This is a genomic window from Propionispira arboris (genome assembly GCF_900109225.1).
GTDB classification, from domain to species: domain Bacteria; phylum Bacillota; class Negativicutes; order Selenomonadales; family Selenomonadaceae; genus Propionispira; species Propionispira arboris.
Genome location: NZ_FNZK01000002.1, coordinates 160,912 through 185,141, shown reverse-complemented (window position 1 = coordinate 185,141; position 24,230 = coordinate 160,912). Strand labels below are relative to the sequence as shown.

Annotated in this window: 19 protein-coding genes; 3 read left to right on the top strand and 16 right to left on the bottom strand. The window is 38.7% G+C overall.

The genetic code is table 11. From position 1 onward, the window contains the following. Positions 1-199: 199 nt before the first annotated feature. The 6 genes from BMY14_RS02765 to BMY14_RS02740 all read right to left on the bottom strand — a co-directional run bounded on the left by BMY14_RS02765 (position 200) and on the right by BMY14_RS02740 (position 6,040). Positions 200-1,132, bottom strand: a complete 933-nt coding sequence (locus BMY14_RS02765) for a transketolase family protein (protein ID WP_091828972.1) — start codon at positions 1,130-1,132, stop codon at positions 200-202. After that, entirely contained in the window at positions 1,132-1,941 is an 810-nt protein-coding gene (locus BMY14_RS02760; protein WP_218144874.1) for a transketolase, read from the bottom strand. The genes BMY14_RS02765 and BMY14_RS02760 overlap by 1 nt, the downstream gene beginning before the upstream one ends. A 71-nt stretch (positions 1,942-2,012) precedes the next feature. After that, complete coding sequence (locus BMY14_RS02755) at positions 2,013-3,287, bottom strand: PTS ascorbate transporter subunit IIC (protein ID WP_091828966.1); 1,275 nt, start codon at positions 3,285-3,287, stop codon at positions 2,013-2,015. A gap of 14 nt (positions 3,288-3,301) precedes the next feature. Further along, a complete protein-coding gene (locus BMY14_RS02750; RefSeq protein ID WP_091828964.1) occupies positions 3,302-3,577 on the bottom strand; it encodes a PTS sugar transporter subunit IIB in 276 nt (91 codons plus the stop codon). Between the two features lie 14 nt (positions 3,578-3,591). Then, positions 3,592-4,029 carry a PTS sugar transporter subunit IIA gene (locus tag BMY14_RS02745; protein WP_091828961.1) on the bottom strand — a complete coding sequence of 146 codons (438 nt, stop codon included), beginning with the start codon at positions 4,027-4,029 and terminating at the stop codon, positions 3,592-3,594. A 25-nt stretch (positions 4,030-4,054) separates the two neighbouring features. Then, a complete protein-coding gene (locus tag BMY14_RS02740; protein WP_143063134.1) occupies positions 4,055-6,040 on the bottom strand; it encodes a BglG family transcription antiterminator in 1,986 nt (661 codons plus the stop codon). A gap of 438 nt (positions 6,041-6,478) precedes the next feature. Here BMY14_RS02740 and BMY14_RS02735 point away from each other — a divergent pair, with 438 nt between their 5' ends. After that, the gene (locus tag BMY14_RS02735; protein ID WP_091828957.1) at positions 6,479-8,197 is read left to right on the top strand and encodes a methyl-accepting chemotaxis protein; all 1,719 of its coding nucleotides are present in this window, start codon (positions 6,479-6,481) and stop codon (positions 8,195-8,197) included. Positions 8,198-8,305: 108 nt separating this feature from the next. Here the strand turns inward: BMY14_RS02735 and BMY14_RS02730 are convergent, their stop codons facing one another. From BMY14_RS02730 to BMY14_RS02715, 4 genes are all read right to left on the bottom strand, one after another. Further along, positions 8,306-8,947: a Vat family streptogramin A O-acetyltransferase gene (locus tag BMY14_RS02730; RefSeq protein ID WP_091828955.1), complete on the bottom strand. Its 642-nt coding sequence runs from the start codon at positions 8,945-8,947 to the stop codon at positions 8,306-8,308. A 349-nt stretch (positions 8,948-9,296) separates the two neighbouring features. Beyond that, on the bottom strand, positions 9,297-10,325 hold the full coding sequence (locus BMY14_RS02725) for an ABC transporter ATP-binding protein (protein ID WP_091828953.1): 1,029 nt from the start codon (positions 10,323-10,325) through the stop codon (positions 9,297-9,299). Positions 10,326-10,378: 53 nt separating this feature from the next. Continuing rightward, entirely contained in the window at positions 10,379-11,932 is a 1,554-nt protein-coding gene (locus tag BMY14_RS02720) for an ABC transporter permease (protein ID WP_245741230.1), read from the bottom strand. Positions 11,933-12,084: 152 nt separating this feature from the next. Next, the gene (locus tag BMY14_RS02715) at positions 12,085-13,110 is read right to left on the bottom strand and encodes an ABC transporter substrate-binding protein (RefSeq protein ID WP_091828949.1); all 1,026 of its coding nucleotides are present in this window, start codon (positions 13,108-13,110) and stop codon (positions 12,085-12,087) included. A 300-nt stretch (positions 13,111-13,410) separates the two neighbouring features. Between BMY14_RS02715 and BMY14_RS02710 the strand changes: the two genes are divergently transcribed. Beyond that, the gene (locus tag BMY14_RS02710) at positions 13,411-14,277 is read left to right on the top strand and encodes a Cof-type HAD-IIB family hydrolase (RefSeq protein ID WP_091828947.1); all 867 of its coding nucleotides are present in this window, start codon (positions 13,411-13,413) and stop codon (positions 14,275-14,277) included. A gap of 293 nt (positions 14,278-14,570) precedes the next feature. Next, the gene (katG, locus tag BMY14_RS02705) at positions 14,571-16,766 is read left to right on the top strand and encodes a catalase/peroxidase HPI (RefSeq protein ID WP_091828945.1); all 2,196 of its coding nucleotides are present in this window, start codon (positions 14,571-14,573) and stop codon (positions 16,764-16,766) included. 119 nt (positions 16,767-16,885) lie between these two features. Here the strand turns inward: katG and BMY14_RS02700 are convergent, their stop codons facing one another. The 6 genes from BMY14_RS02700 to BMY14_RS02675 all read right to left on the bottom strand — a co-directional run bounded on the left by BMY14_RS02700 (position 16,886) and on the right by BMY14_RS02675 (position 24,124). After that, positions 16,886-17,647 (bottom strand): sugar phosphate isomerase/epimerase family protein, encoded by a 762-nt coding sequence (locus BMY14_RS02700; protein WP_091828940.1) that lies wholly within the window; start codon positions 17,645-17,647, stop codon positions 16,886-16,888. Between the two features lie 214 nt (positions 17,648-17,861). Beyond that, positions 17,862-19,106 carry a dicarboxylate/amino acid:cation symporter gene (locus BMY14_RS02695; RefSeq protein WP_091828937.1) on the bottom strand — a complete coding sequence of 415 codons (1,245 nt, stop codon included), beginning with the start codon at positions 19,104-19,106 and terminating at the stop codon, positions 17,862-17,864. Positions 19,107-19,466: 360 nt separating this feature from the next. Then, entirely contained in the window at positions 19,467-21,518 is a 2,052-nt protein-coding gene (locus BMY14_RS02690; RefSeq protein ID WP_091828934.1) for a methyl-accepting chemotaxis protein, read from the bottom strand. 225 nt (positions 21,519-21,743) lie between these two features. Continuing rightward, positions 21,744-22,499 carry a hypothetical protein gene (locus BMY14_RS02685; RefSeq protein WP_091828932.1) on the bottom strand — a complete coding sequence of 252 codons (756 nt, stop codon included), beginning with the start codon at positions 22,497-22,499 and terminating at the stop codon, positions 21,744-21,746. Between the two features lie 563 nt (positions 22,500-23,062). After that, on the bottom strand, positions 23,063-23,773 hold the full coding sequence (locus BMY14_RS02680) for an EFR1 family ferrodoxin (protein ID WP_218144867.1): 711 nt from the start codon (positions 23,771-23,773) through the stop codon (positions 23,063-23,065). Between the two features lie 57 nt (positions 23,774-23,830). After that, a complete protein-coding gene (locus BMY14_RS02675; protein ID WP_143063138.1) occupies positions 23,831-24,124 on the bottom strand; it encodes a DUF4990 domain-containing protein in 294 nt (97 codons plus the stop codon). Between the last annotated feature and the right edge of the window lie 106 nt (positions 24,125-24,230).

Below are 24,230 nucleotides of genomic sequence, written 5' to 3'. Positions count from 1 at the left end.
TTTCAACTAATAAAATTATAGTATTATATGGTTGAAATGTCAACTATTTTTCTTGTAGCATAAGATTGGAATTTTGCACTTGTTTTTAACCGAAAAAAGGCATAGGTTCCTGTGATTTTACGCTTCTCACTGGAACCTATGCCTTTTTATAGTCATCACTATCAATAAAAAGCAGCATTGCTTGAAAATAAGTTTATGTTTATTTTGCTGTTTTTGCAATTTCCTTTACGGCACGAACAATATCTTGTGCCTTTAAATGATATTCCTCCAGCAGAGTCTCTGGTTTACCAGAACAACCGAATTTATCTTGAATACCAACAAAGCGCATCAGCACAGGTGTGTTCTGTGCAAGAACTTCTGCGACTGCCGAGCCGAGTCCACCAACGACATTATGTTCTTCTGCCGTGACAATGCCGCCCGTTTCTTTGGCAACTCGCACAAGCAGCTCCTTATCGATTGGTTTGATCGATGGCATATTGATAACAGTAACTTCAATGCCTTCCATCGCCAACAATTGTGCTGCTTCAATAGCTTCCGTTACCATAATACCAGTTGCCACGATTGCCGCAGCCTTTCCCTCACGCAGGATTTCACCCTTGCCGATTTTAAATACATAATCCGGCTTGTGATAATCCGGCACGCCAATCCGGCTAATCCGCATATAAACTGGACCTTTATAATCATAAGCAGCACGGACCATCACTTCCGTTTCCCTTGCATCTGAGGAACAGAGCACCGTCATATTCGGCAATGCACGCATGATTGCAAGATCCTCAACAGCTTCATGTGAACCTCCATCATAGCCAACACTCACACCACAATGCGTGCCGACAAGCTTTACATTGAGATTACCATAAGCCACAGTATTTCGTACCTGATCAAAAGCCCGGCCCGTAATAAATACAGAAAACGACGATGCTACTGGTATCATACCGCACGTTGACAAACCAGCTGCCATACCTACCATATCCTGCTCAGAAATACCAACATCAATATAGCGTTCCGGACAGACACTCTTGAACATAAGTGCCTTCGTTGCTGAGCCAAGATCTGCATCCAGCACCACAAGTCTTGGATCATCTTTCATGGACTGCAGTGTTTTTCCAAAAACTTCGCGCATTGTTGTTCCCATTATTCATTACCTCCCAGCTCTTGCATTGCCAGCTGATATTGTTCTTCAGTCGGCACCCCACTGTGCCATTCACAACGGTCTTCCATATAGGAAACCCCTTTACCCTTTAAAGTTTTTGCTATAATTGCCGTAGGTCTGTCTTTACAGTTTTTTGCTTTTTGAAAAGCATCTTTAATGGCAGAAATATCATTACCATCAATGGAAAGCACATTCCAGCCAAACGCCTGAAACTTATCTTCAATTGATGCAACCTTCATAACGTCATCTGTCGTTCCATTGATTTGAAAACCATTTTGATCGATAATAGCAACTATATTGTCCAGTCTGAACTGCGGTGCTGTCATGGCTGCTTCCCAAATTTGTCCTTCATCGAGTTCACCATCGCCAAGGATTGCATAGACACGAAACTCTTTTTTTTGCAGTTTTGCTGCAAGTGCCATACCATTGGCAATAGAAAGGCCCTGTCCCAAAGAACCGGAAGACATATCGAGTCCGGGTGTTACCTTCATATCCGGATGCCCCTGTAGAATCGATTGATATTGGCGCAGCGTCCAGAGTTCTTCGCGCGCAAAATACCCCTTTGCCGCAAGTGCTGCATAAAGTGAAGTTGCTGCATGCCCTTTTGACAAGACAAAGCGGTCACGATCTGGCATTTGTGGATTTTTGGCATCTACATGCATCTCATCAAAATAAAGTATAGCCAAGATATCGGCTATGGACAGTGCCCCTCCGGGATGACCGGATTTTACCTTGTAAATCATTTTTATAGTATCCATTCGAATTTTTTTCGCAATTTTTTCGAGTTCTATTGTATTCAAATCTGCACCCTCCTTAAAAAAATGGACTGCTGCCTGACACAGCAGTCACAATAAATAAAAATTTATTTAATAAACTGTAAAATGTTGCCAAGAATTATTCCGACAACACCAAAGTCTGCATCACTAAAGGTCGTATTAGCAAAACCAAGACCACCAAGGACAGGCATAAGCAAGACTGGCAAGAACGTGATAAGCAATCCTTGGGCAAATGCACCCCATATGCAGCCACGCAAACCACCTGTTGCATTACCAAATACACCTGCAGTTGCCCCGCAGAAAAAATGTGGTACAACGCCTGGCAGAATAATTGGCAAACCAGGAAATGATTTTTCCATAAGAAGCAGGACCACCATGCCAACGATACCACCGGCAAAGCTGGAAAGAAAACCGATAAGTACAGCGTTTGGTGCATACGGATAAACAATTGGACAGTCAATTGCCGGCTTCGCATTCGGTACAAGTGAAGTGGCAATCCCTGTGAATGCCGGAACAATTTCAGCGAGGATCAAGCGTACACCAGCAAGGATAATATATACACCACCCGCAAACGTAATTGCCTGAATAACCGAGAACACCAGGAAGTTCTGACCACCACTGAGTTTTTCTTCTACAAAAGCCGGACCTGAAGCAACTGCCACAATCAAAAAGAGCACAAGCATAACAAGTGCGATTGCAATTGACGAGTCACGCAAAAAGGTAAGGCCCTGGGGAAATTTGATATCTTCTGTCGTATGTGATTTATCCCCAACAATCGAACCAATCCAAGCTGAGAAAACATAGCCGATTGTTCCGAAATGACCAAAGGCAACATCATCAGTCCCCGTGATTTTACGCATCGTCGGCTGCGCGATCGCTGGAAAAAGAGCCATAATAAAGCCAAGAATAAGTGAACCTATGATGATAAGTGTTGGCCCCTGCACACCTCCAACGACAAGGATTGCTGCGATCATGCACGCCATATAAAGAGTATGATGCCCTGTAAGAAAAATGAATTTGAGCGGTGTAAAACGTGCAATCAGGACATTGACAACCATACCAAAAGCCATGATGAGTGCTGTCTGTGTGCCATATTCTTTGAGTGCCATACCAACAATGGCTTCATTATGCGGCACAACACCTGTAATCCCAAATCCCTGCTGAAACATTGTGCCAAAGAAGCTTAATGCTCCAACAGCAACACCAGCACCACCACCGAGAATAAGAACTCCCATAATGGTCTTAATTGTTCCCTTTAGGATATCCGAAGTGCTTTTTTTCAGTGCAATCAAGCCGATCATCGAGACAATACCAATCAGAACAGCTGGTACGCTCAATATATCAAGTATAAATTTCAACATGTAAAATCGACCTCCTATTTAATTTTTTCAATCGCTTCTGCTATTTTTTCCTTAAGTTCGTTTTTATCAATCATATTATTTAATGAAACAACAACACCGCCAAGCGAGGTAAGCTGCGATGCAATATCGCGCGTACCGACATAAATATCCGACTTGATACTAGCGGCAGATGATAAATCACTATGATTGACCTCTGCGTTAACGCCAAGCTCAACAAGCACTTTCTTGATGTTCATCTCAATCATGAAACTGCTTCCCAGTCCACTACCACAACATACTAAAATTTTCATAATTTTCTCTCCTTTTATGATTTGATTATACTAACAGCTTCAGCAACTTCTTTTGCCGCCATAAGCCGCCTAACCAGCTCCTCTTTCATTAAAAACTCCATAAGCGATGACAGAAGCTTCATATGCTTTTTCCCATCCGTTGTTGCCAATGTAATAACCAGCTTCACAGGGTCGTTTAGTTCGCTGCCAAAGACAATCGGCTCAGCCAGCGTAATTATACTAATCCCCACCGCCCGCGCACCTTCCTCTGATCGCGCATGAGCCAGCATAATTCCCGGGGCAATAACCATATATGGAAGTTCCATATGATGACGAATAATCGCCTCGATATAACGAGGCTCAATGCACGCCTCTTGCAATAAAAGACTTGCTCCGGCTCTTATGGCATCCTGCCAGCTTTTACAGCTGACATTCGTACGAATATATCTTTCATCTATATAGTTTGCCAACATTGTTTCTCATCCCCTGAAGAGCAGCTTACCGCTGCTGGATAAAGCTGATAACAGCCTCTTTCGTCTTGCATTTTCGCAAATATTCCAATGCATTTTTGTCCGTAAAGATTTCCCATAGATCCTCCATAATTTTTAAATGTGCTTTTTCATCTACTGTGCTAAAAGCAAAAATAAGATCTACAGGATCATTTACTGTATTGCCAAAACACACTGGTGAGACCAATCGTAGAAAGCTTACACCAACCTTTTTCACACCGTCTTCACAACGCGAATGTGGCATTGCAATACCTGGACCAACAACGGTATACGGACCAATTTCTCGTACGCACCGAATCATACAATCAATATATCTTTCCTCAATTGCACCATTTGCAGCTAACAAACGTCCAGACTGCCGTATCGCATCTTCCCAATCAACAGCGACTGCATCAAGTTGAATAACATCTAAATTAAGAACAGCAGCAAGCCCTGGTCGCTGAATTTGAACCGGTGATTCCAGTTTTTCCGGTGCAAATTTTTTGTTATAAAAGTACTGAATCTGGTTTTCGATAATTGGTATCTCGACATCCGTGAGAATCGGCGACACCCGCAGCACTGCCTTATCTTTCAGATTTAATGAAATTGTACTAATAACGATGTCGATATCAAAAAGATCCCATGATTCCAACTCATAGAGCGAAATTATCTTCTTTATATGAATATAAGACATATTGTTTCCCAATGTCATTGCCAAAAGATTGGCTGTACCAATACCATTACCACAGACAAGCAGAACCTCAAGCTTCTTTACATGACGTATTTTCCGCCGCTCAATCGCTGCTCCAAGATGTATGGTCAGATAACCGATCTCATCATCCGAAAGTTTGATATTCATCTTCCTGCTAAGCTTTTCTGCCGCCTTCAGTGCAATATCAAAGAGATCGCTATATTGCCGACGAATCTGAGATAAAAGTGGATTTGTCAGTTCAATACCGGCTCTAGCACGTTCAACCGCTGGCTGCAAATGAAGGGCCAGCCCATAGATAAGCTCATCATCATCCATATAAATATCGCCCAACCACATCTGCACATACTCAATAAAATTCTTCGCAAGATCCATCGAAGCAATGTTTGCATCTTTTTTCCATATTTTTTGCTTTTTGTTTGTCGGAAAAAGATAGATCTTACTATGCAAAAGCTCACGCATAATAAAAGATATTTCCTTACTATCTTGAAACCCCATATGATAAGATTTCATGTGAGATGCAATCTCCTGCGACAACTGTCGCAGTGCCATTCCTTCATCTGAAACAAATTCAACCTTACCGCGATCCTCGATACCGCACGCCTGCTGAAGTCGCTTGAATTGTACCAACAACGCACAAATCATGCGATTCATGGAAGTATCATTATCCATAATCTTATTTTTACGCATAAGTGCAAGAAAGAACTCCGCGATATCTTTCACTGGCAAATTTATCGAATACTCCTTGAATAGTGCCGAGATTTCATCCGTATCCTCACGTACCGGAAAATTCTTAAAATCATGCAGCCTTTTGGCAAAGATATGAATGAGCATATCTCGCACGGATTGTTCATCTCCCTCAGCCCAAATACCAAGACCACGCTTCGAGTAATACTCAATTTTCCGGTTTTGCAGTATCCGCCGCACTTCCCGAAGATCCATAAGCAGTGTATTTCGACTGACTTTTAGCTTATTTGCCAAAGAATCGATAGATATGCTATCCTCACCATCCAATAGATTCACAATGATACTATTATAGCGCTCTTCTTTGCTATATATGTACGCATCATTCGTTAGCTCCCCGACTATCTTTTCGGATTCAGCTGCAAGCTCAATCCATACACCACGATGAGCTTTGCGATAAAGCTTCCACTTCCGCTTTTTGAACTCCCCTTCCAATGAATCAAGATCATAGCGCACAGTCCGCGGTGATGTATTGAGCAGACCGGCAATTTTTTCTACTGTCAGCGGTGTATCATAAAAGGCTGTTTCCAATACCTTCAACAATTCCTGCCTTCTTTCATTGATAACTATTGAAAATCGCCTCTCCTTCTGTTTTTTCTCTTGTGCATGATTTCATTATATAGACTGCACAAGTGCACAACAAGAACAAGATTTGTCAGATTATTCATGCAAAATTTAATTTTATTGCACTATACACGTTAGATAGATATTATCCTGCTTTACCAAATTTTCAGATAATACCACATTCCATAAAGCCCTTGTCACTGAAACTACATTACCGTAAATATTATAGTTTTTTCATCATAAATAAGATAATGATTTTCAAAATCATTATTGTACACTGACTATGTTTGTATTATAATAAATAGCAGTAAGTAAAAATAGGACTTTGGGGTGCTATTTTTTTTAGTTTTCTTTGCTGTCGCATTGAATTTATACTATTTTAATTCTACCCAAGTATCCTGTAAGGAGATATAAACTATGATGCATTTACGTAATATCAAAACCATGGGGAAAATTATATTGCTAATTTTGTTCATGTCTTTTTTCTTAGCTATTGTTGGCTATGTTGGACATTATGCAGCTGGAACTTTAGCAGAAAAAATGACCAATATGTATCAAAACCGACTGCAGCCAATTGAATGGCTCAATGCAAGCCGAGCAGAAAGTCGTAGAAATGAAGCTCTAACGCTATCCATATTTTTAAGCAAAGACAAATCACAACAGCAGACTCTTTTACAAACACTTGATACACATAAAAAACAATACATTTCCCTGCTGAATCAATATCAGCAAGGAAAGCTTGATTCAACCGAGCAGCAAACATTTGCTCAACTTTTAGATGAAACACAAATTTATCGCAACGAATGGCAAAAATCTTTAGATATGGCTATAGCTGGAAACAATGAAGCCGGCCATGCTTATTTTCTCAAAAATGCTTTCAATCATTTAGAAACAATCAATAAACTGCTTGATGACCTTGTCGAATATAATCAACAAAAAGCAGAAGAAGACGAGAAAGCAAGTGAAGAAATAGCCATATACAACGATCGAATCAGCATGACAATAACACTCTTAGCAGTCTTGCTTTCCGCCGGCTTTGGCTGGATAATCAGCCGATTTATTTCCACACCATTGGCAGGCTTATTAGAAGAAGTACATAGATTAGCACAGGGAGATCTTAAAAGCCGCAAGGTTCATGAAGTATATTATAAAGATGAGGTTGGTCAACTAACAAAAGAATTTGACCTTATGGCAAATCAGCTACAATCATTGGTTAAAAATATTGCCGCAGCCTCGGCACAAGTCGCCTCTTCTTCAAAGGATTTAACACGAGGTGCTGAAGATGCCACCAACGTCACTGGACAAATTGCTACAGCCGTTGAGGAAGTAGCACAAAATGCAGAAAACCAATCCGCCGTTATTGATAAAACGTCACGGAACGTGGAACAGTTAGCAGTCTCTATAACGCAAATTGCCGCAAGCTCTGCCACGGTCACGGATTCCGTTGCTAAAACGGTCACGGCCGCTACTACCGGATCACAATCAGCCGAGTCGGTTCACCAACAAATGAACAGCATAGAATCGACCGTTGCATCGTCAGCACAAGCAGTTGAAAAATTAGGTGCACGTTCAAGCGAAATTGGTCAAATCATCGATACAATCTCAGGCATAGCCGGACAAACAAATTTATTGGCACTCAATGCAGCAATTGAAGCTGCCCGAGCCGGAGAAAACGGAAAAGGATTCGCCGTTGTAGCAGAAGAAGTCCGTAAACTAGCAGAACAGTCCAAAGAAGCTGCTGACCAAATTGGTAATATGATTCGTGATATCCAAACGGAAACAGAAAAAGCCGTGTCAGCAATGAATCAAGGCAGCCAGGAAGTAAAACGTGGTGCACAAGTCGTTGAAGATGCCGGACAAAATTTCAAAGACATTTCTCTACTGGTTAATAATGTTTCATTACAGAGCAATGAAATAACAGCCGCCATTGAAGAAATGAGAACCGGCAGCCAACAAATTTCCTCAGCCGTTAAAGAAATAGAAACCGCTGGAAAACAAGCCGCTGGAAAAACACAGACTGTATCAGCTGCAACAGAAGAACATTCCGCTTCCATCGAAGAAATATTAGCAGCCAGTCAGGAATTGGCAGCTACGGCAAGGACCTTGCACGATGCAATTGCATTCTTTAAAGTATAAATCAACCCGGTTAAAATAAGTGACTGTCTTTATATTCTATTAAAATTGCTTCAATCATAATACAAGAAGCTCCTATCTCAAGTTAACACCTTAGATAGGAGCTTCTTTTTATGTAACTAAATTTTTAAGAGTAGCAATGTCATGTGCCGAAACCAATTTATCAAGATTTTTAAATATTTTTTTCTCATTCCAGTTCCACCATTGAAGTTTCAACAATATTTCAATGATCTCGTCAGAAAACCGTTTTTTGATGGGTACAGCAGGATTTCCGCCAACGATGGAATAAGGTTCCACATCTTTTACAACAGTTGAATTTGCTGCGATAATTGCGCCATCCCCCACTTTCACGCCTGGCATAATCGTCACATATTGACCGATCCATACATCATTACCAATGACCGTATTGCCACGAAAAGGCAGCTGTTCAAGTTGAGGTGTAACCTTTTCCCAGCCACCACTAAAAATATAAAATGGATAGGTAGTAAAACCATCCATTCGATGATTCGCACCATTCATGATAAAGGTGATGCCTTCCGCAATCGCACAGAATTTTCCAATAATCAATTTATCGCCTAAAAATTCATAATGATGTTTTATGTTATCGTAAAAATTCTCTGGTGACTTTTTGTTATCACTATAGTAGGTATAGTCTCCAATCTCAACATTAACCCGTTTCGGCAAATTGCTAATATAACAAACTGTCTTGATATTTTCATTAGGATATAGCATGTTTTTATTCGGTCCAATCATCCTGTTCACCTCTTTTCGCAAAATTCAACATCAACGTTTCGTTAATTCAGATTCAATTCTTTTAAAAGCATTTGATTCATACAGTCCACTCTATTTTTTTATTTGTCATAGCAAAGACCTCTAAATATTAGTTTTATTTTACCTAACATTGGAGGCTTACACAAGTATTACAGAATGAATTTTTAGTCTGGATGAATGCAGGGTTCTTTGATCTTTCCTGCTGATATGATCCAAAATTATATATAACCCTCTAATTTGCTGTGAAATAGATGCATTAAATTAGAGGGTTTTTCTTATGATTTTTAAATTTTGATTCTTTGCAGTGAATCTAAAATTGCCAAAGCTAACATTAAACAGATTTCTTTGTTAAATGTATTTTTTGTCCAGCGGAAAAAAGCATTGTGACGATTGCATAGAAATGATAAGTTTTTTTATCGGCATCAACTGCAGTATAGAGAAACTCCCGCCCATTGTATTGTTTGCTGACAATTTCAACACAAATTCCAATATTATCTCGATTGACTTCAAGTTCTTCGGGACGAAGCGGACAAATTCCTTTCTCTATGAAACACTCTGCTGGCGGCACCGCCGGAAAAGCAGTACCGTTTTTACAAATAAACTGCTTGCCATCCCATTTTCCTGAAATCATATTATGTCTACCAACAAAAGCTGCTACAAAAAGAGTTTGTGGCTTTCCGTAGATTTCTTCTGGCGTACCAAATTGTTCAACAGTCCCATCTTTCATGACGACAATGCGATTTGACATAGCCAGTGCTTCACTTTGGTCATGGGTAACATAAAGGATAGTTGCACCCGTGATTTTATGTATATTCTGTATTTCTTGTCGCATACTGAGTTTCAAGTCCGCATCTAATGCACTAAGTGGTTCATCCATAAGCAAAAGCTTCGGCTTATTTATCATAGCCCTGGCAAGAGCAACTCTTTGCTGCTGTCCACCGGATAATTCTCCAGGAAGGCTGTTGGCTAATTTTTCCAGCCCAGTTACCGCAAGAATTTTATCAATAATCCTATTTTCTACGTCTTTACTCTGCTGCACTTTTTGGCTTTGTAAGGGAAATGCCAGATGTTCTTTCACCGTCATATGCGGCCAAAGTGCAAACGATTGAAAAACCATCCCCAGATTGCGTTTTTCAACAGGAACAGAATAGTTGTTGCTTGCATACAACCTGTCATTAAACTTAATTTCGCCGCTTGTCGGTGTTAAAAATCCAGCAATAATACGCAATAATGTCGTTTTCCCACAACCAGAAGGACCTAAAATAGAGATAAATTCTCCGTCTCGAATTTCCAGATCAATATCTGAAAGAACCGTGGCTGCATCAAATTTTTTGGTAATATGTTCTATCCTTAAACTCATAATGATTAAATTTACCTCCTATTAAATTGATAACCATAAAGTTTCTTCTATACTTAACAAGTTTTTTGACGATTTAAATATTCAACTATACCATAAGCTAGCAAAACAATAAGGACAATCAGTACTGACAAAGCGGCGGATAAATTATAGTCGCCCCCTTGTTGAAGATTAAAAATAAAAAGTCCTACCGTTTTTGTTCCAGCAGAAGCAAGCATCGAGGAAAGACTCAATTCAGTCAGTGCAGAAATAAAAATCAGAAAAGCCCCTGTTAAAATTGGGCGTAAAAGTAAAGGACTGACTATTGTTTTCCAAATTCGCAACTCATTGGCACCAAATATTTTTCCGGCTTCTTCGAGGGCAGGATGAATTGCCAGAATCGCTGTTGTACTATTTTTTATTTGTAAAATTAAATATCTTGTACTATACGCCAAAATAAGAATTCCGATCGATCCATAAACATGTGGAATCTTTCCCCAGTGAAAAATCATGGCTAAAGCAATTACAATGCCTGGAATCGCATAGGTTAATGATGCTGCGGATTCTAAGACCATAGCCGCACGATTTTGGTAACGTACTTTAGCATAGGCACAGGCTGTCCCTATAATAATACAAATAACACAAGTAAGTATTGATAATATTGCACTGTTGTAGATTGCCTGATACACACCATGATTATTTGCTAAAAAAGAAAAATTATACAAAGAAAGATTGTCTATTGCAATCTGCATTCCATAGTTTTTTTGAAAAGCTGTCAATAACATATGAAGCAGGGGAACCATATCTATACTACCTAAAAAAACAATGCATCCCCACTGCAAATTTCGCCTTCTTGGCTCACTTAAAAAAATTCGTGCTGAAAAATCTTCCTGCATACTGTCTTGATTAGAACTTCCTCTAATCAAAAGATTTTGCAATGTAATGCCACCGATTGCAATAATGGATAATATTACAGACAGTGCGGCAGCCATATTAAAAGAACTTGGTCCAAAGCTAATGACTTTTTCATAAATAGAAGTGCTAAGGACTGGTATATTAGCGGAAATTCCTAAAAAAGCTGGAATCGCAAAATTATCAATTGCTGCTAGAAATGCCAAAATGCCACCACTCATAAATGCTGGCATTGCAAGCGGAAAATTAATTTTCATAAGCGTCTGCGACGTAGTATAACCAGACGTTCTGGCTGCCCACTCCAAATCTTTCGAAATTTTACGCAGGGTACTAAGAACAGACAAATAAACAATCGGCATATGACAAAGGCCCATGACAAAAACGATACCACCTATACTATACATATTAGGAACTGGAATATGTAAATTGGTAAAACTCATCTGGAGCACACCTCCAGTATCTAGTAAGCCACTCCAAGAAAGAGCAATAATATACGACGGAATGATAAATGGAGCCAATACCATAAGTTCAATCAACCGTTTTTTTCGTATATTGGTATAGGCAATAAAAAAAGCAAATAGTCCCCCTAAAAGAAGGGATAACACTGTAGAAAAAACAGCAATAAACATGGTATTGTATATTGCCTCAGGGGTCCGATTATCCTGAAGTAACAAAACATAATTTTCTATGCCAATACCATCCATCCCACTAAAACTCATGAAAAATAATTTGAGAAGCGGCATAAGAAACACAAAAAATATTGTAAAATAGAGGAATGATTTTGTAAGATGGTCTTTTACAATTTTACGCATAATAGTCTCCTATAAAAAAGACTGTGGATAGGCCACAGTCTTGAAGTGATTCCTATATTTCAATTGAAAATTCTGCTGAATTTTTCCTTATCATCCTGCCGCGCTTTGACAAGTGTCGCTAAATCGTAGGTTATATTTTTGATTTCATCAACAGATTTGAATCCTTCCGGTGCCTTTACTCCAGATTTAATCGGCGTATAGCCAATTTCAGCAGTTACCTTTTGTCCTGCTTCCGATAAGATAAAATCAACAAAAGCTTTAGCAAGTTCTACATGTGTTGTAGCTTTTAAAATTCCAACAGGTTCTGTAATAGTTAAAGATCCTTCACTTGGGTAAACAAACTCAACGGGTGCACCTTTTTTCTTACTTCGCAATGCCATATAGTCAACAATAATACCACTGCCGACACGACCATCAATCACTGCTTTTTGTACTGTGCCATTACCTTTATCAACTTTAGCTCCCTTGTCTTTTAACAATTGATAATATTCCCATCCAATACCATTTGTACGTGTAAGCACACTCAAATTATAAGCAGCTGCGCCGGAATAAAGCGGACTTGGCATAATAACATTATTTTCAAACTCTGCTTTTGTTAAGTCTTTATATGAAGTTGGTGCTATTTTAATTATGTTTTTATTATAAATAATTCCTGTCGATATAATTTTCGTACCCGTATAAGTATAATCAGCATCATAGTATTCTTTACTAATTCCTTTAAGTTCAGGTGATTGGTAACTCATCAACAAATCTTTTCCTTTGAGTTCTTCAAAAGTCGCTGCATCCGCTACCAAAAGAACATCGGCCTGTACATTTCCAGTTTCTTTTTCCGCCAACACTTTGCTGACCACTTCCTCAGTCCCACTCCTGAAAACATTTACCTTAATATCTGGCTGCTCCTCATTAAACTTTTCAATCAATTTTTGAATATCTTCTTCCGGTTGTGACGTATAAACGGTTATACTACCGCTTAGTTTATCAGGCGAAGTTTCACTTGCGTTCTGACTGCTGCAGCCTGTTAAAAGTACAGCTACCGTAAAGAAAGTGAGCAGACCTGCCCAAACTCGTTTTTTTAAAAACCCCATGCTATTTTATCTCCTTTTATGATTGCAATACTACTTCTTTTAAAATATTTTGAACAGATGCATTCCACATTAGAGTTGACGAAAAATAAATTTGTTTCAGAGCAGTTCCTCCTCATTTCCATACTTTATTTTCATTCTAACAAAAGTAATGCTACTGGTTGTTACGTCTGTGTTATGAAAATGTAAAGTAAGCATACGTGCATACCAGTGAGCTTTTTTTAGGATTAAATTTACAATTGTGGCAATTTGGTATACGCTTATTATATTATTTACTATTATTTTGTCAGGAGGATTTGAATAATGATTAAATTTATTGCAGCCGATATGGATGGAACATTAATAAACAGCCGTCATGAAATTTCCGCAGAAAATTGTCATATGATAAAAAAAGCACAGCAACAAAATATACGCTTTGTCATTGCCACAGGACGCCTTTATGATGATGTGAAGCTGCTTCTTGATAAATATGGATTAGAATGTGAATGTATTACAATGAATGGTGCTGAATATTTCAATGCTGCCGGAGATTGCATTGATGGTGTTTATATTGAAAAGGAAAAAGCTCGTAAAATATTTTCTATGATGCAGCAAACGAAAAAGTTCGCCATTGAAATTTATACAAATAAGGGTTGTTATACTTCCAGTACAATGTTTCAATTGTTCTGCGATATGATTAAACGAGTCCGTATCTATCATGCGAATTTTAGTATGCTGCAGATTTTTCGATACCTTCTCCACGATCCCCATTTTCGTCGTATGCAATATATTAAAGATATAAATGCTTTTATGGCTAGTGATATTAAAATTGCCAAATTTATTAGTTTTGGTGATAATGCCGAAGAAATGTCTGCTTTTCGAAAACAAATGGAAAAGATCGATGGTATATCTGTATCGGCAAGTTTTGCAACAAATATTGAAATCAATGATGCCACGGCAACAAAAGGAGCGATACTTAAACGTATTGCAAAAGATGCGGGGATTGAAAGAGATGAGGTTATGGTCATTGGTGATGGTTTAAATGATATTACAATGTTTGAAGAATTCCCCGACCATTCTGCCGGAATGGGAAATGCCGTTCCGGAAATTAAAGCAATTGCCTCTTTTTTGACAAATGATAATAATAATTCAGGTGTAAGTACCGCAATCAAAAAAGCATTGACCATATAAAATACCTCCATGAAATTCTAAAATGTACCCTATAGAGTAGTAGACAATGAAAAAAGAGTCTACTCTATAGGGTACTTCTTTGTATAATGGAGAAAATATAATAAAAAGACCTATCAGTTAGCTTTCAACTGCCTTATAAACATCCTGCCAAAAATAAGTTTATAAAAATATTTGCAAGAAAAATCCTTTTCTCCAGACAAAAAAGGGTTTTGTAGATATAGAAAGAATATTGTATATAATAATTATTCCATTTAAACAACTATTATACGTAGTTGATGAAAGGAGAATATTTTATGAGTGAATATAACAAATGTCCCGTAACAGGTATGTCTCAAAAAGCGATTGCCGGAGGAGGAACCTCAAATCGAGATTGGTGGCCGAATCAACTGAACTTGAAAATATTGCATCAACATTCATCTCTTTCCAACCCGATGGATCATTCTTTTACTTATGCGAAAGAATTTAAAAGTCTGGATTTTAAAGCCTTGAAAAAAGATCTTTATACACTAATGACCACTTCACAAGAATGGTGGCCTGCTGATTATGGTCATTACGGATCATTATTCATTCGGATGGCATGGCACAGTGCTGGTACCTATCGCATCAATGATGGGCGTGGCGGTGCAGGGTCTGGATCGCAAAGATTGGCTCCACTCAACAGCTGGCCTGACAATGTTAACCTGGACAAGGCTCGCAGACTACTATGGCCAGTGAAACAAAAATACGGACTAAAAATTTCTTGGGCCGATCTAATGATTCTTGCTGGAACTTGTGCGTTGGAATCAATGGGAGTTAAAACATTTGGCTTTGCAGGTGGACGTGAGGATGTTTGGGAACCTGAAGAGGATATTTATTGGGGTTCTGAAGACAAATGGCTTGGTGACAAACGTTATTCTGGTGATCGAGATTTGGAAAACCCGCTCGCTGCTGTGCAGATGGGCTTAATTTATGTAAACCCCGAAGGTCCTAATGGCAATCCAGATCCAATCGCTTCCGGCCAAGACGTTCGCGAAACTTTTGCCCGTATGGCTATGAATGACGAAGAGACCGTTGCGCTTGTCGCAGGTGGTCATACCTTTGGCAAATGTCACGGCGCAGGGCCGGCAACTTCTGTGGGTCCTGAACCCGAGTCTGCTGGTATTGAGGAACAGGGTCTTGGTTGGAAGAGCAGTTTCGGTAGTGGTAAAGGCGGCGATACAATTGGCAGCGGTATTGAGGGCGCTTGGAAACCGAATCCAACCAAATGGGATATGGGTTATTTGAAAGTGTTATTCAAATACGAATGGGAATTAGTCAAAAGCCCAGCCGGAGCTAATCAGTGGTTGGCCAAGGACGTGGATGAAGAAGATATGGTGGTTGATGCGCATGATTCATCGAAAAAGCACCGCCCAATGATGACCACGGCAGATCTTTCTCTCCGCTTTGATCCCATCTATGAACCTATTGCGAAGAGGTACTTGCAAAATCCTGAGGAGTTTCAGGATGCTTTTGCACGAGGCTGGTTTAAGCTAACACACCGCGATATGGGTCCACGATCCCGTTATCTTGGGCCAGAGGTTCCTGAAGAGGAACTAATTTGGCAGGATCCTATTCCTAAAATCAATTGTGAATTAATTGACGAGCAAGATATATTATATATCAAGGGAAATATCTTATCCTCTGGATTAACTGTCTCTCAACTAGTCTCAACAGCCTGGGCCTCTGCATCAACTTTTCGGGGATCCGATAAACGTGGAGGAGCAAATGGGGCGCGTATCCGTTTGACTCCACAAAAAGATTGGGAAGTGAACCAACCGGCTCAACTGAGTGTAATTCTTGATACCCTTGGAAAAATTCAGGCAGACTTTAATGCCGCACAGAATGGTACAAAAAAGGTTTCACTTGCCGACCTAATCATCTTAGGTGGAAACGCAGGAATTGAAAAAGCAGCAAAGGATGCAGGCAATAATATATCTGTTCCATTCATTCCAGGCCGTATGGATGCAATTCAGGAACAAACCGACATTCCGTCTTTCGCAGTGTTGGAACCGAAAGCGGATGGATTCCGCAACTATCTTAAAAGCAAATATTCCATACCAGCAGAAGCTCTGCTAGTGGATCGTGCACAACTGATGACATTGACTGCTCCAGAAATGACGATTCTCATTGGTGGAATGCGCGTTTTGAATACCAACTTTGGTCAATTAAAACACGGCGTTTTCACAAATAGGCCTGAAACTCTTACCAATGACTTTTTTGTAAACCTGCTCGATATGGGTACGGTATGGAATCCGACAGCTGAAGATGAAAATGTATTTGAGGGTCGTGATCGGATTACAGGTGAACTTAAGTGGACAGGCACTCGTGTAGATCTTATCTTCGGTTCAAATTCACAACTTCGATCTATTGCAGAAGTATACGCATCTGTTGATTCTCAGGAGAAGTTTTTACGGGATTTCGTATCAGCTTGGGATAAAGTAATGAATGCAGATCGCTTTGATCTTGCCTAATTAATACAATCATAAACTATATACAGCCCTCTAATTTGGTGTGAAATAAAGACATCAAATTAGAGGGCTGTTCTTATGGTTTTTCAATTTTGAAAAAATCCATACTATTTTATCTCCTTTTATGATTGCAATACTGCTTCTTTTAAAATATTTTGTACATACTCAATATTGTTTTTTAGCACTTGATGGGTAGCCTCCACTTCTAACCCTTCGATCACAAATGGGACATTATATTCTTTCAAGTGAGGCAATATCTGCCGAAAATCAAAATCCCCATCATCCAGAGGCGTATGGAGCTGCTTACCTTTTTTATTGCTAATATGAATTTTCGATACAGGAGCTATACTCGCCAAAATCGCAAAAAGCTCTTTCTTATCGATACAATGTGCCGTATCTATCGTGTAAAAAAAAGATTCATACAATGTACCTAAAATTGCTTTTAATGTTTCAGGAGTAGTAATAATTTCGTTTGGTAATTTTTCCATGATTTCTAAGGAAAGGTGCACCCCCTGTTTCACACTATAGTTGAGAAGTTTTTCCAATCCAGTTTGTGTTTTCTTTATATAAAAAGCGCCTTCAATTGGCAACGTCCGGCGTGGTGGATGAATCGTCACTTCAGTGGCACCAATCAATTTTGCAAAATAAATTGATTTTTTTATCGAGCGCAGCGATGCATTTTGGATACTCTTATTTATAGAAGCAAAATTGAGATCCCAGCTTTTACTATGAACAACAACTTTCATGTCATATTTTTGTGCCAAAACTCGAATATCACGCGTATTGTAATGAAAAAGCTCCGCCTGCTCTGCCCAAAACTCAATACCACCAACTTCATAGGCTTGCGCCAGGGAAAATATTTCTTGAACAGATGCATTCCACATTAGAGTTGACGAAAAATAAATTTGTTTCAGAGCAGTTCCTCCTCATTTTCATACTTTATTTTCATTTTAACAAAAGGAACGCTACTGGTTGTTACGCCTGTGTTATGAAAATGTAAAGTAAACATACATACACACATCAGCCTTACATATTTCCCGACAAAAAAAGCACCCCGAAGGATGCTTCAAATATGAAATTTATTAATTTTTAAAATTTTCAGCCTTCCTTGCGAAACTGATCAACAATTGTTGCACAGGCTGCATCGCCTGTGATATTTACTGCAGTACGCAGCATATCAAATATACGGTCAACGCCAAACAGGATAGGTAAAGCATCCATTGGAATATTCGCTGCAGCAAGCACTGCAACAACAAGCAGTGTTGGTCCCGGAACACCAGCTTGTCCAACAGCACCAAGAGAGGCTGTAACAACGATCGCAATGTACTGCGACAGTGAAAGGTCTATGCCATACATTTGGGCAAGAAAACAAGCCGCCATTGCATAGTAGGCCGCATTCCCATTCATGTTGATTGTAGCCCCGAGTGGCAGGGCAAATGATGTAGTTTCACGAGAAACATGCAATTCATCGATCGTTGTCCGCATATTGAGCGGCAGTGTGGCCATCGATGAAGCGGTCGAAAATGCAAAAATCTGTACTTTCCACATACTCTTGAAAAAGTTTTTGTAGGTTGTGCATTTCGAGAAAGCCGCGACCGTACCGCCGACCATAACATAGGTGACAATAGCAAGTACGATGACATAAAGAACGATGAGATACACAATTTTAACGAGCACATCATAACCAAAGGTTCCAGTGGCATCTGCCATAAGGCAAAATACGCCGATTGGCGCAATATACATGATAGCGAGCATAATTTTAATGAATATTTCCGTGAAATAATCAAAAATCTTCAACATGAACTCTTTCTTTTCCTTTGACATCATTGCAAGTGCAAAGCCTACAAATAATGCAAATGTAATAATCTGCAAAATATTGCCGTCGACCAGAGCCCTAAACGGATTTGCTGGAATGAAACCAATGATTGTATCCCAAAATCCTGGCATTGCAGCCTTCTCAGCAAGATTACCAACATCGACAGCTGCACTTGAAAGAGCATGCATGTTGATACCAACACCCGGTTTGAAGACTTCAGCAAAAACGATTCCCAGCACCACGGATACTACAGTCGTCAGCCCATAATAAATAAAAGTTACAAGACCAATTTTGCCGGCACTGCTCGATTTCCCCAGCGCTGCTGCGCCACTGACAAGTGAGAAAAAAACCATGGGGATAATGACCATTTTGATGAGCTGCATAAAAAGATCGCCTATAGGTGCAAACATATGTGCTGGTTCGCCCATAACAAGCCCAACAACTGCCCCTAGAACTGTGGCAACAATGATCCAGTTACCAAGCTTACTAAGCATATCGCCTGATTTTTTTTTCTTTTCTTCTAACATAGATTTTTTTCCTCCTGAATTAAATGAATTTTCAGCAAAAAAAACCAGATGACACATATTTACAAATTTTTTCATTGAAAACATGAGCATCCGGCTTCATTGACAGTTTTTGTGGCTTTTACATATTTTTTATCATACCATAATCTTTAATGATTGTCCACGCACCATCGACAGTAATTTGATAATGTAGTCCTACAATAGATATCATTCATCAAAGCCAATTCATCAAAATTTTTAAATATATTTTTCTCATTCCAGTTTCACCATTGAAGTTTCAACATTGCTCGACCATTCCGCCGGAATTAGAAATGCAGTTCCAGAGATTAAAGAAATCATCTCTTGTGTAACAAATAACAATAATCATATTTTGAAAAACTTCACCGTTCCCTGCAATTCATCCGCTATTTTTGATAGAGTCTGACTTGATACGATAATCTCTTTCATCGAAAGTGTTTGTTCTCCCGTAGCTTCCGAAACATTCTTAGTTTGAAGAACCGATTCATTACTAATATCTTTTATTTCATCAACAGTCACTATAATTTCTTGATTTGCCTGAGATATAATTTGAACCGTATCAGCAATCTGATGAATGGTTCCTGAAACATGATAGACCAAATCTGCTATTTCTGTAAAAGATTTTCCGGCGGTGTTCACTACCTCGGACCCATTTTTTACAACGCCAGTGCCTGCTTGCATAGCATCCACTGCTTTCCAAGTTTCTTGTTGAATTTCTTGTATGATTTGAGAAATTTCTTTTGTCGCATCTTGCGATTGTTCCGCTAATTTCCGAACTTCTTCAGCAACAACAGCAAAACCTCGACCATGCTCGCCGGCTCTAGCCGCTTCAACGGCAGCATTCAGAGCTAATAAATTCGTCTGATCGGCAATTGCCGAAATGGTATCGATAATATGTCCAACTTTTTGTGAATGCTCACCTAAAGTTTTTACAATATTTGCTGAATCAAGAACTGTTCGCTCAATATTTGACATCTGTTCCACCGCCATATCAATAGAAACAGTTCCTTTTTGAGCGGCATTCGCCGTCTGTTCAGAAGAAGTCTTGGCAACGACTGTATTATTTGTAATTTGTTCAATATTGGTCGACATCTTTTCGATGGCCTGCAAACTTTTATGAACTGCCCCCAGCTGCTGTTTTCCGCCCCCATCAACCAAAGAAACAGATTGTACCATGATATCTGCTACATGTTCTAAATGTGTCGATATCGTCGTCAGTTCACCAGCCAATGATGTTAATTGCTGTGTTGAATTCAAAATGCTCTGAATCATCGGTCGTATGCCTTCACGAACTTTATTTAATGAATCCGTAATTTCTGCAAACTCATCATTTGATACAATTTGAATCGAATTACGCCAATCTCCCTGTGAAAAATTGTGTGTCCCATCGAAAATTGACATAATAGACTGTTTTAAAGAATAATACAATGCCAATAACAAATAAAACGCAATAATAAAAACAAAAAATATCCCCCATAAAATTGATTTTTCATGGGTTGTAATCGTATTGATACGCTGTAAAAGCAATGTATCAAGCTGATTTAAATATAAACGATACGCTGCTGCACTTTGATCATTTACTTGTTTTAACTGATTTTGTATCAATTGCCGATTTACATCCGTACCTTTTTCTTCACTACTTTTCAACAATGTATGATTTACTTCTTCCAATAGACTCATTGTTGCACGCTTCGATGCAGCAAAAGCTTCTAACCCGCTTGTTAAGGATGTGTTTGCTTTGACAGCATTGTTAACACCTATTTCCGCACCTTCAATTGTCGATTGAATAGATCCGGCAAGCATCGGTATTTCTATTTGCTCATCCATTGTTTTATTTGTTTTTGATAAATCTTTGATCGCTGCCGTTGCTGCTTGATTGGTCTTTTTTAATAACTCTGGATATTGCACGATAGCTGTATCCATTATATAATAACTATCAATATCTGGATCAAGGACTAACCCCGATGAATCACCAACGATCGCAATCAAATCCGTAGTTTTATCAATAACTTGCTGCCGTGTTGTAACACTTTTGTGTTCGAGCATCGCTTTAAGTTCAAGCCAACGATCTGTTGTTTTTAATTGTTTGCCAAGTTCTGCATCATTTTGATCGATGCGACTAATTAGTTCCACACTATTATTCAAATTGAAAGTGTCCGCTGTATCCTGACTTACCTCTATCAACAGTTCTGATAACGGCAAAACATATTTTAGTCCTTGCCGTTCATTGGCTGCAAAATCCGTTACTTTGCGAATTTCCCCATGAAATGCATATGATAACAAAAGAATAGGGATCAATAAAATTACAAGCAAAACTAGTATTTTATGCAAAAACTCTAAACGCTGCATTACTTTGATTCCTGGAGCTAAAAATAATGACCCTGATTTATTCGTCATTTCATACCCTCCCAAAATATTGTATTGCAAAGCTCTACCTATTCATTTAATATATATCATTTCAAACACAAAATCTTTACATACACTTCGCCAACACTGACCTGAATCCCTCTCACAATAACAAAGTCTATATATAAAAGAATAGCCATTGATTTACATCCATAATATGCATATAAATCAACGGCTATTCTTTATTTCATAGATTTAACTTTGTTACTTTACGCACTACAGCACTATTTTTTTAGCGTTTTCATCTGAATTCCCATTATCAGACGCAGAAACTATTTCCGTATTACTACCCCCTATTTTAGGATCTTTTTTAGTATTATTAACTTTTGTTTTCGAGTTTTTTTCTACATCTTGAATAAGCGAATTTAACGTTTCCACAGAATCATTTTTACGATCTATCTCATCTTGACGCTTAGTAATGATGTCAGAAACTGTTAGTCGTAAATGTTCATTTGGATCATTAATAGCACGATTAAGTTCATTTTTCTCCAATTTAGCTTCCATTTTAAGCTTCACGGAGGTACTGCTGGCTGCCTTGACTTGTTTTAAATCTGATCCCATTGATACTACATCATCTTGCGATGATTGTTCTGTCGGTTTCGAGTCTTTCGCAGTCGACTTTTTATTGTTGTCGTCATCTGTTTTACTTGTGGTGGCAGCTGAGGCTTTCTCCAATTCAGCCTTTACTTCTTCCAATTGACTGTTCAGGTTTTCTAATAATTCTTTTTTGGTCTTACTGTCAATATCGTCATTATCTTGAATTTTCCCTATTTGGTCTTGCAAATTCAGCATACTTTTTTGCAGCTGACTTAATTCTTTATCGTTATAATCCGCTAAAGTACTCTTTCGAAAAACTGCCGCAACTCCAGAACCTTTCGTTGTTTTCCCCGTATTTATAAATTTAGTATCTTGATGTGCCGGGGTAAGAGTAGAAATTTTCCCACGAGTGTTAATTTTCCCAGAAACAACCATTGCATCCCGCTTCCTTTCGCATCCATGTCTACAATAAGTTTACTATAAACGTATTGTTTTGCAATGTAAGAATTTTCTCATAAATCAACATTTAAAGCCATCATTTAGTGTAAAAGTACTAAATTAAATAAATTCCTTTGATTACCTCAACTTTAGTGCTTTTTTCGTCATCACTTATAAATTGCCGTTGCTCTTTGTAATGTTAATTTGCAAAAAGTCTATTCTTTTCTTTGCAAATCACTTAACTGTGTGTCTGCCTCATGGTATCGTCGATAAAAATGAGTCAAAGTTGTAAAGGTAAACAGACGATTTATCAGGGGGATTTTGACACTATAATGAAAAATCATATAAGCTATAAAAATGGATAATGGTACATAACAAGCTAGAAAAAATAATTGAACCCACCCTTTTACAGACGATTCTACAAGTAAATTGGGCAGGTAAACTAAAACAGGCACGCTTATTATGTAATATAAGATCACAGCAAAGGAATGACTTACTTCGACAGCGTGTTGCTGACAGAACCCCATACATCGCATACAACTTTCACAAGAAAAGTTCCACTAAGGACGGGGCTTTGCTTTTCCACTCATCTTTATAGCTCCGATAGGACAATTTTTAGCACAAACCCCACAGCCTGTGCAACGATAAGACGCAAAAAAAAGTTTGGCTATAAAAAAACGACCTAATACCAAATAAGAAAGAGTTATTGGTAACAGTAACAGGCCTAGCGTCAATGATATAAACCCGCTAAAGTAACATTTCCCTGAAAGAATCCGTTCCGCAATATTCACGATCCTATATTTCGCTCTTTTGCTAATATATTCCGCATTCTTCTGGCTTAATCCCCAATGCAGTGACAGCCAATTAGACGGCATATCCAGTCCTAGAACACCGCAAACTGAATAGCCTTTTATAGCAAAAATCAAAGCAATTAAATATGCTGCTGTCCCTTCCATCCCTGGAAAAGCAAAAGGTCCTATTTTTGTTCCGGCTCGCGTCGCAATAACAAAACAAGGAACCTGATTGCCATGTGGTAATTGAAAAAGCGCACGAAGCAAGTGCCAGGGGGCTGTAAAAGCATGGGTTGGAAATACTATGCCAATCAGTAGGTTTAAGCCTTTTCCAATATTTTGTAACTTTTTTATCTCCTCAACAGGTGCAATATGTGCCTTCATTCCATCTTCAATAGCAAGCTCTTTTAACCAAACTGCCACACGAAAGGAATTACCCGTTCCACTAAAAAAAAGCATCTGCAATTGTTGATATTTCATTGTCCAATTGCACTTCCAATCATAAATTTTAAAGAACGCCGCAAAGATATGCTTCATTTACTTGAAATAGCCCAAGCCTTTAAGTCTGCTATTTTTAATCAACTTCATAAATGTTATATCTGGCAATTCTCCTTTCGTTTCTCTCGGCTTAGCCAACTGACTAATATCCAAACTCAGAAAATCATTTGCCGAAATATCCGATTCATTTACATTCCAAGAGTTTTCTGTGTTATTTTCTTCGGGAAGGTTCGCTTTGTCCAATTGATTACTTTTATAAGCAAGATTATGATGCAATACTTCTCTTGTTCCTGGAATATCAATAAGGTTATCGATGCTTAAACACTCAAGCATCGTAAAGCACGACATTCTTTAAATGTAACCCCATCACCATGGGCACCAAAACCATCTGTATTTCCTATTGATGGACTGATACGCAGGCACCCATTCCTGCAATGAA

Coding starts and splice junctions, on each gene's coding strand:
- BMY14_RS02735 (WP_091828957.1), top strand. CDS start 6,479: ATGATGCATTTACGTAATATCAAAACCATGGGGAAAATTATATTGCTA.
- BMY14_RS02680 (WP_218144867.1), bottom strand. CDS start 23,773: ATGAAATATCAACAATTGCAGATGCTTTTTTTTAGTGGAACGGGTAAT.
- BMY14_RS02695 (WP_091828937.1), bottom strand. CDS start 19,106: ATGTTAGAAGAAAAGAAAAAAAAATCAGGCGATATGCTTAGTAAGCTT.
- BMY14_RS02755 (WP_091828966.1), bottom strand. CDS start 3,287: ATGTTGAAATTTATACTTGATATATTGAGCGTACCAGCTGTTCTGATT.
- BMY14_RS02690 (WP_091828934.1), bottom strand. CDS start 21,518: ATGACGAATAAATCAGGGTCATTATTTTTAGCTCCAGGAATCAAAGTA.
- BMY14_RS02745 (WP_091828961.1), bottom strand. CDS start 4,029: ATGTTGGCAAACTATATAGATGAAAGATATATTCGTACGAATGTCAGC.
- BMY14_RS02750 (WP_091828964.1), bottom strand. CDS start 3,577: ATGAAAATTTTAGTATGTTGTGGTAGTGGACTGGGAAGCAGTTTCATG.
- BMY14_RS02700 (WP_091828940.1), bottom strand. CDS start 17,647: ATGTGGAATGCATCTGTTCAAGAAATATTTTCCCTGGCGCAAGCCTAT.
- BMY14_RS02710 (WP_091828947.1), top strand. CDS start 13,411: ATGATTAAATTTATTGCAGCCGATATGGATGGAACATTAATAAACAGC.
- BMY14_RS02725 (WP_091828953.1), bottom strand. CDS start 10,325: ATGAGTTTAAGGATAGAACATATTACCAAAAAATTTGATGCAGCCACG.
- BMY14_RS02715 (WP_091828949.1), bottom strand. CDS start 13,110: ATGGGGTTTTTAAAAAAACGAGTTTGGGCAGGTCTGCTCACTTTCTTT.
- BMY14_RS02720 (WP_245741230.1), bottom strand. CDS start 11,932: ATGAGTTTTAGTGGGATGGATGGTATTGGCATAGAAAATTATGTTTTG.
- katG (WP_091828945.1), top strand. CDS start 14,571: ATGAGTGAATATAACAAATGTCCCGTAACAGGTATGTCTCAAAAAGCG.
- BMY14_RS02675 (WP_143063138.1), bottom strand. CDS start 24,124: ATGCTTGAGTGTTTAAGCATCGATAACCTTATTGATATTCCAGGAACA.
- BMY14_RS02685 (WP_091828932.1), bottom strand. CDS start 22,499: ATGGTTGTTTCTGGGAAAATTAACACTCGTGGGAAAATTTCTACTCTT.
- BMY14_RS02765 (WP_091828972.1), bottom strand. CDS start 1,132: ATGGGAACAACAATGCGCGAAGTTTTTGGAAAAACACTGCAGTCCATG.
- BMY14_RS02730 (WP_091828955.1), bottom strand. CDS start 8,947: ATGATTGGACCGAATAAAAACATGCTATATCCTAATGAAAATATCAAG.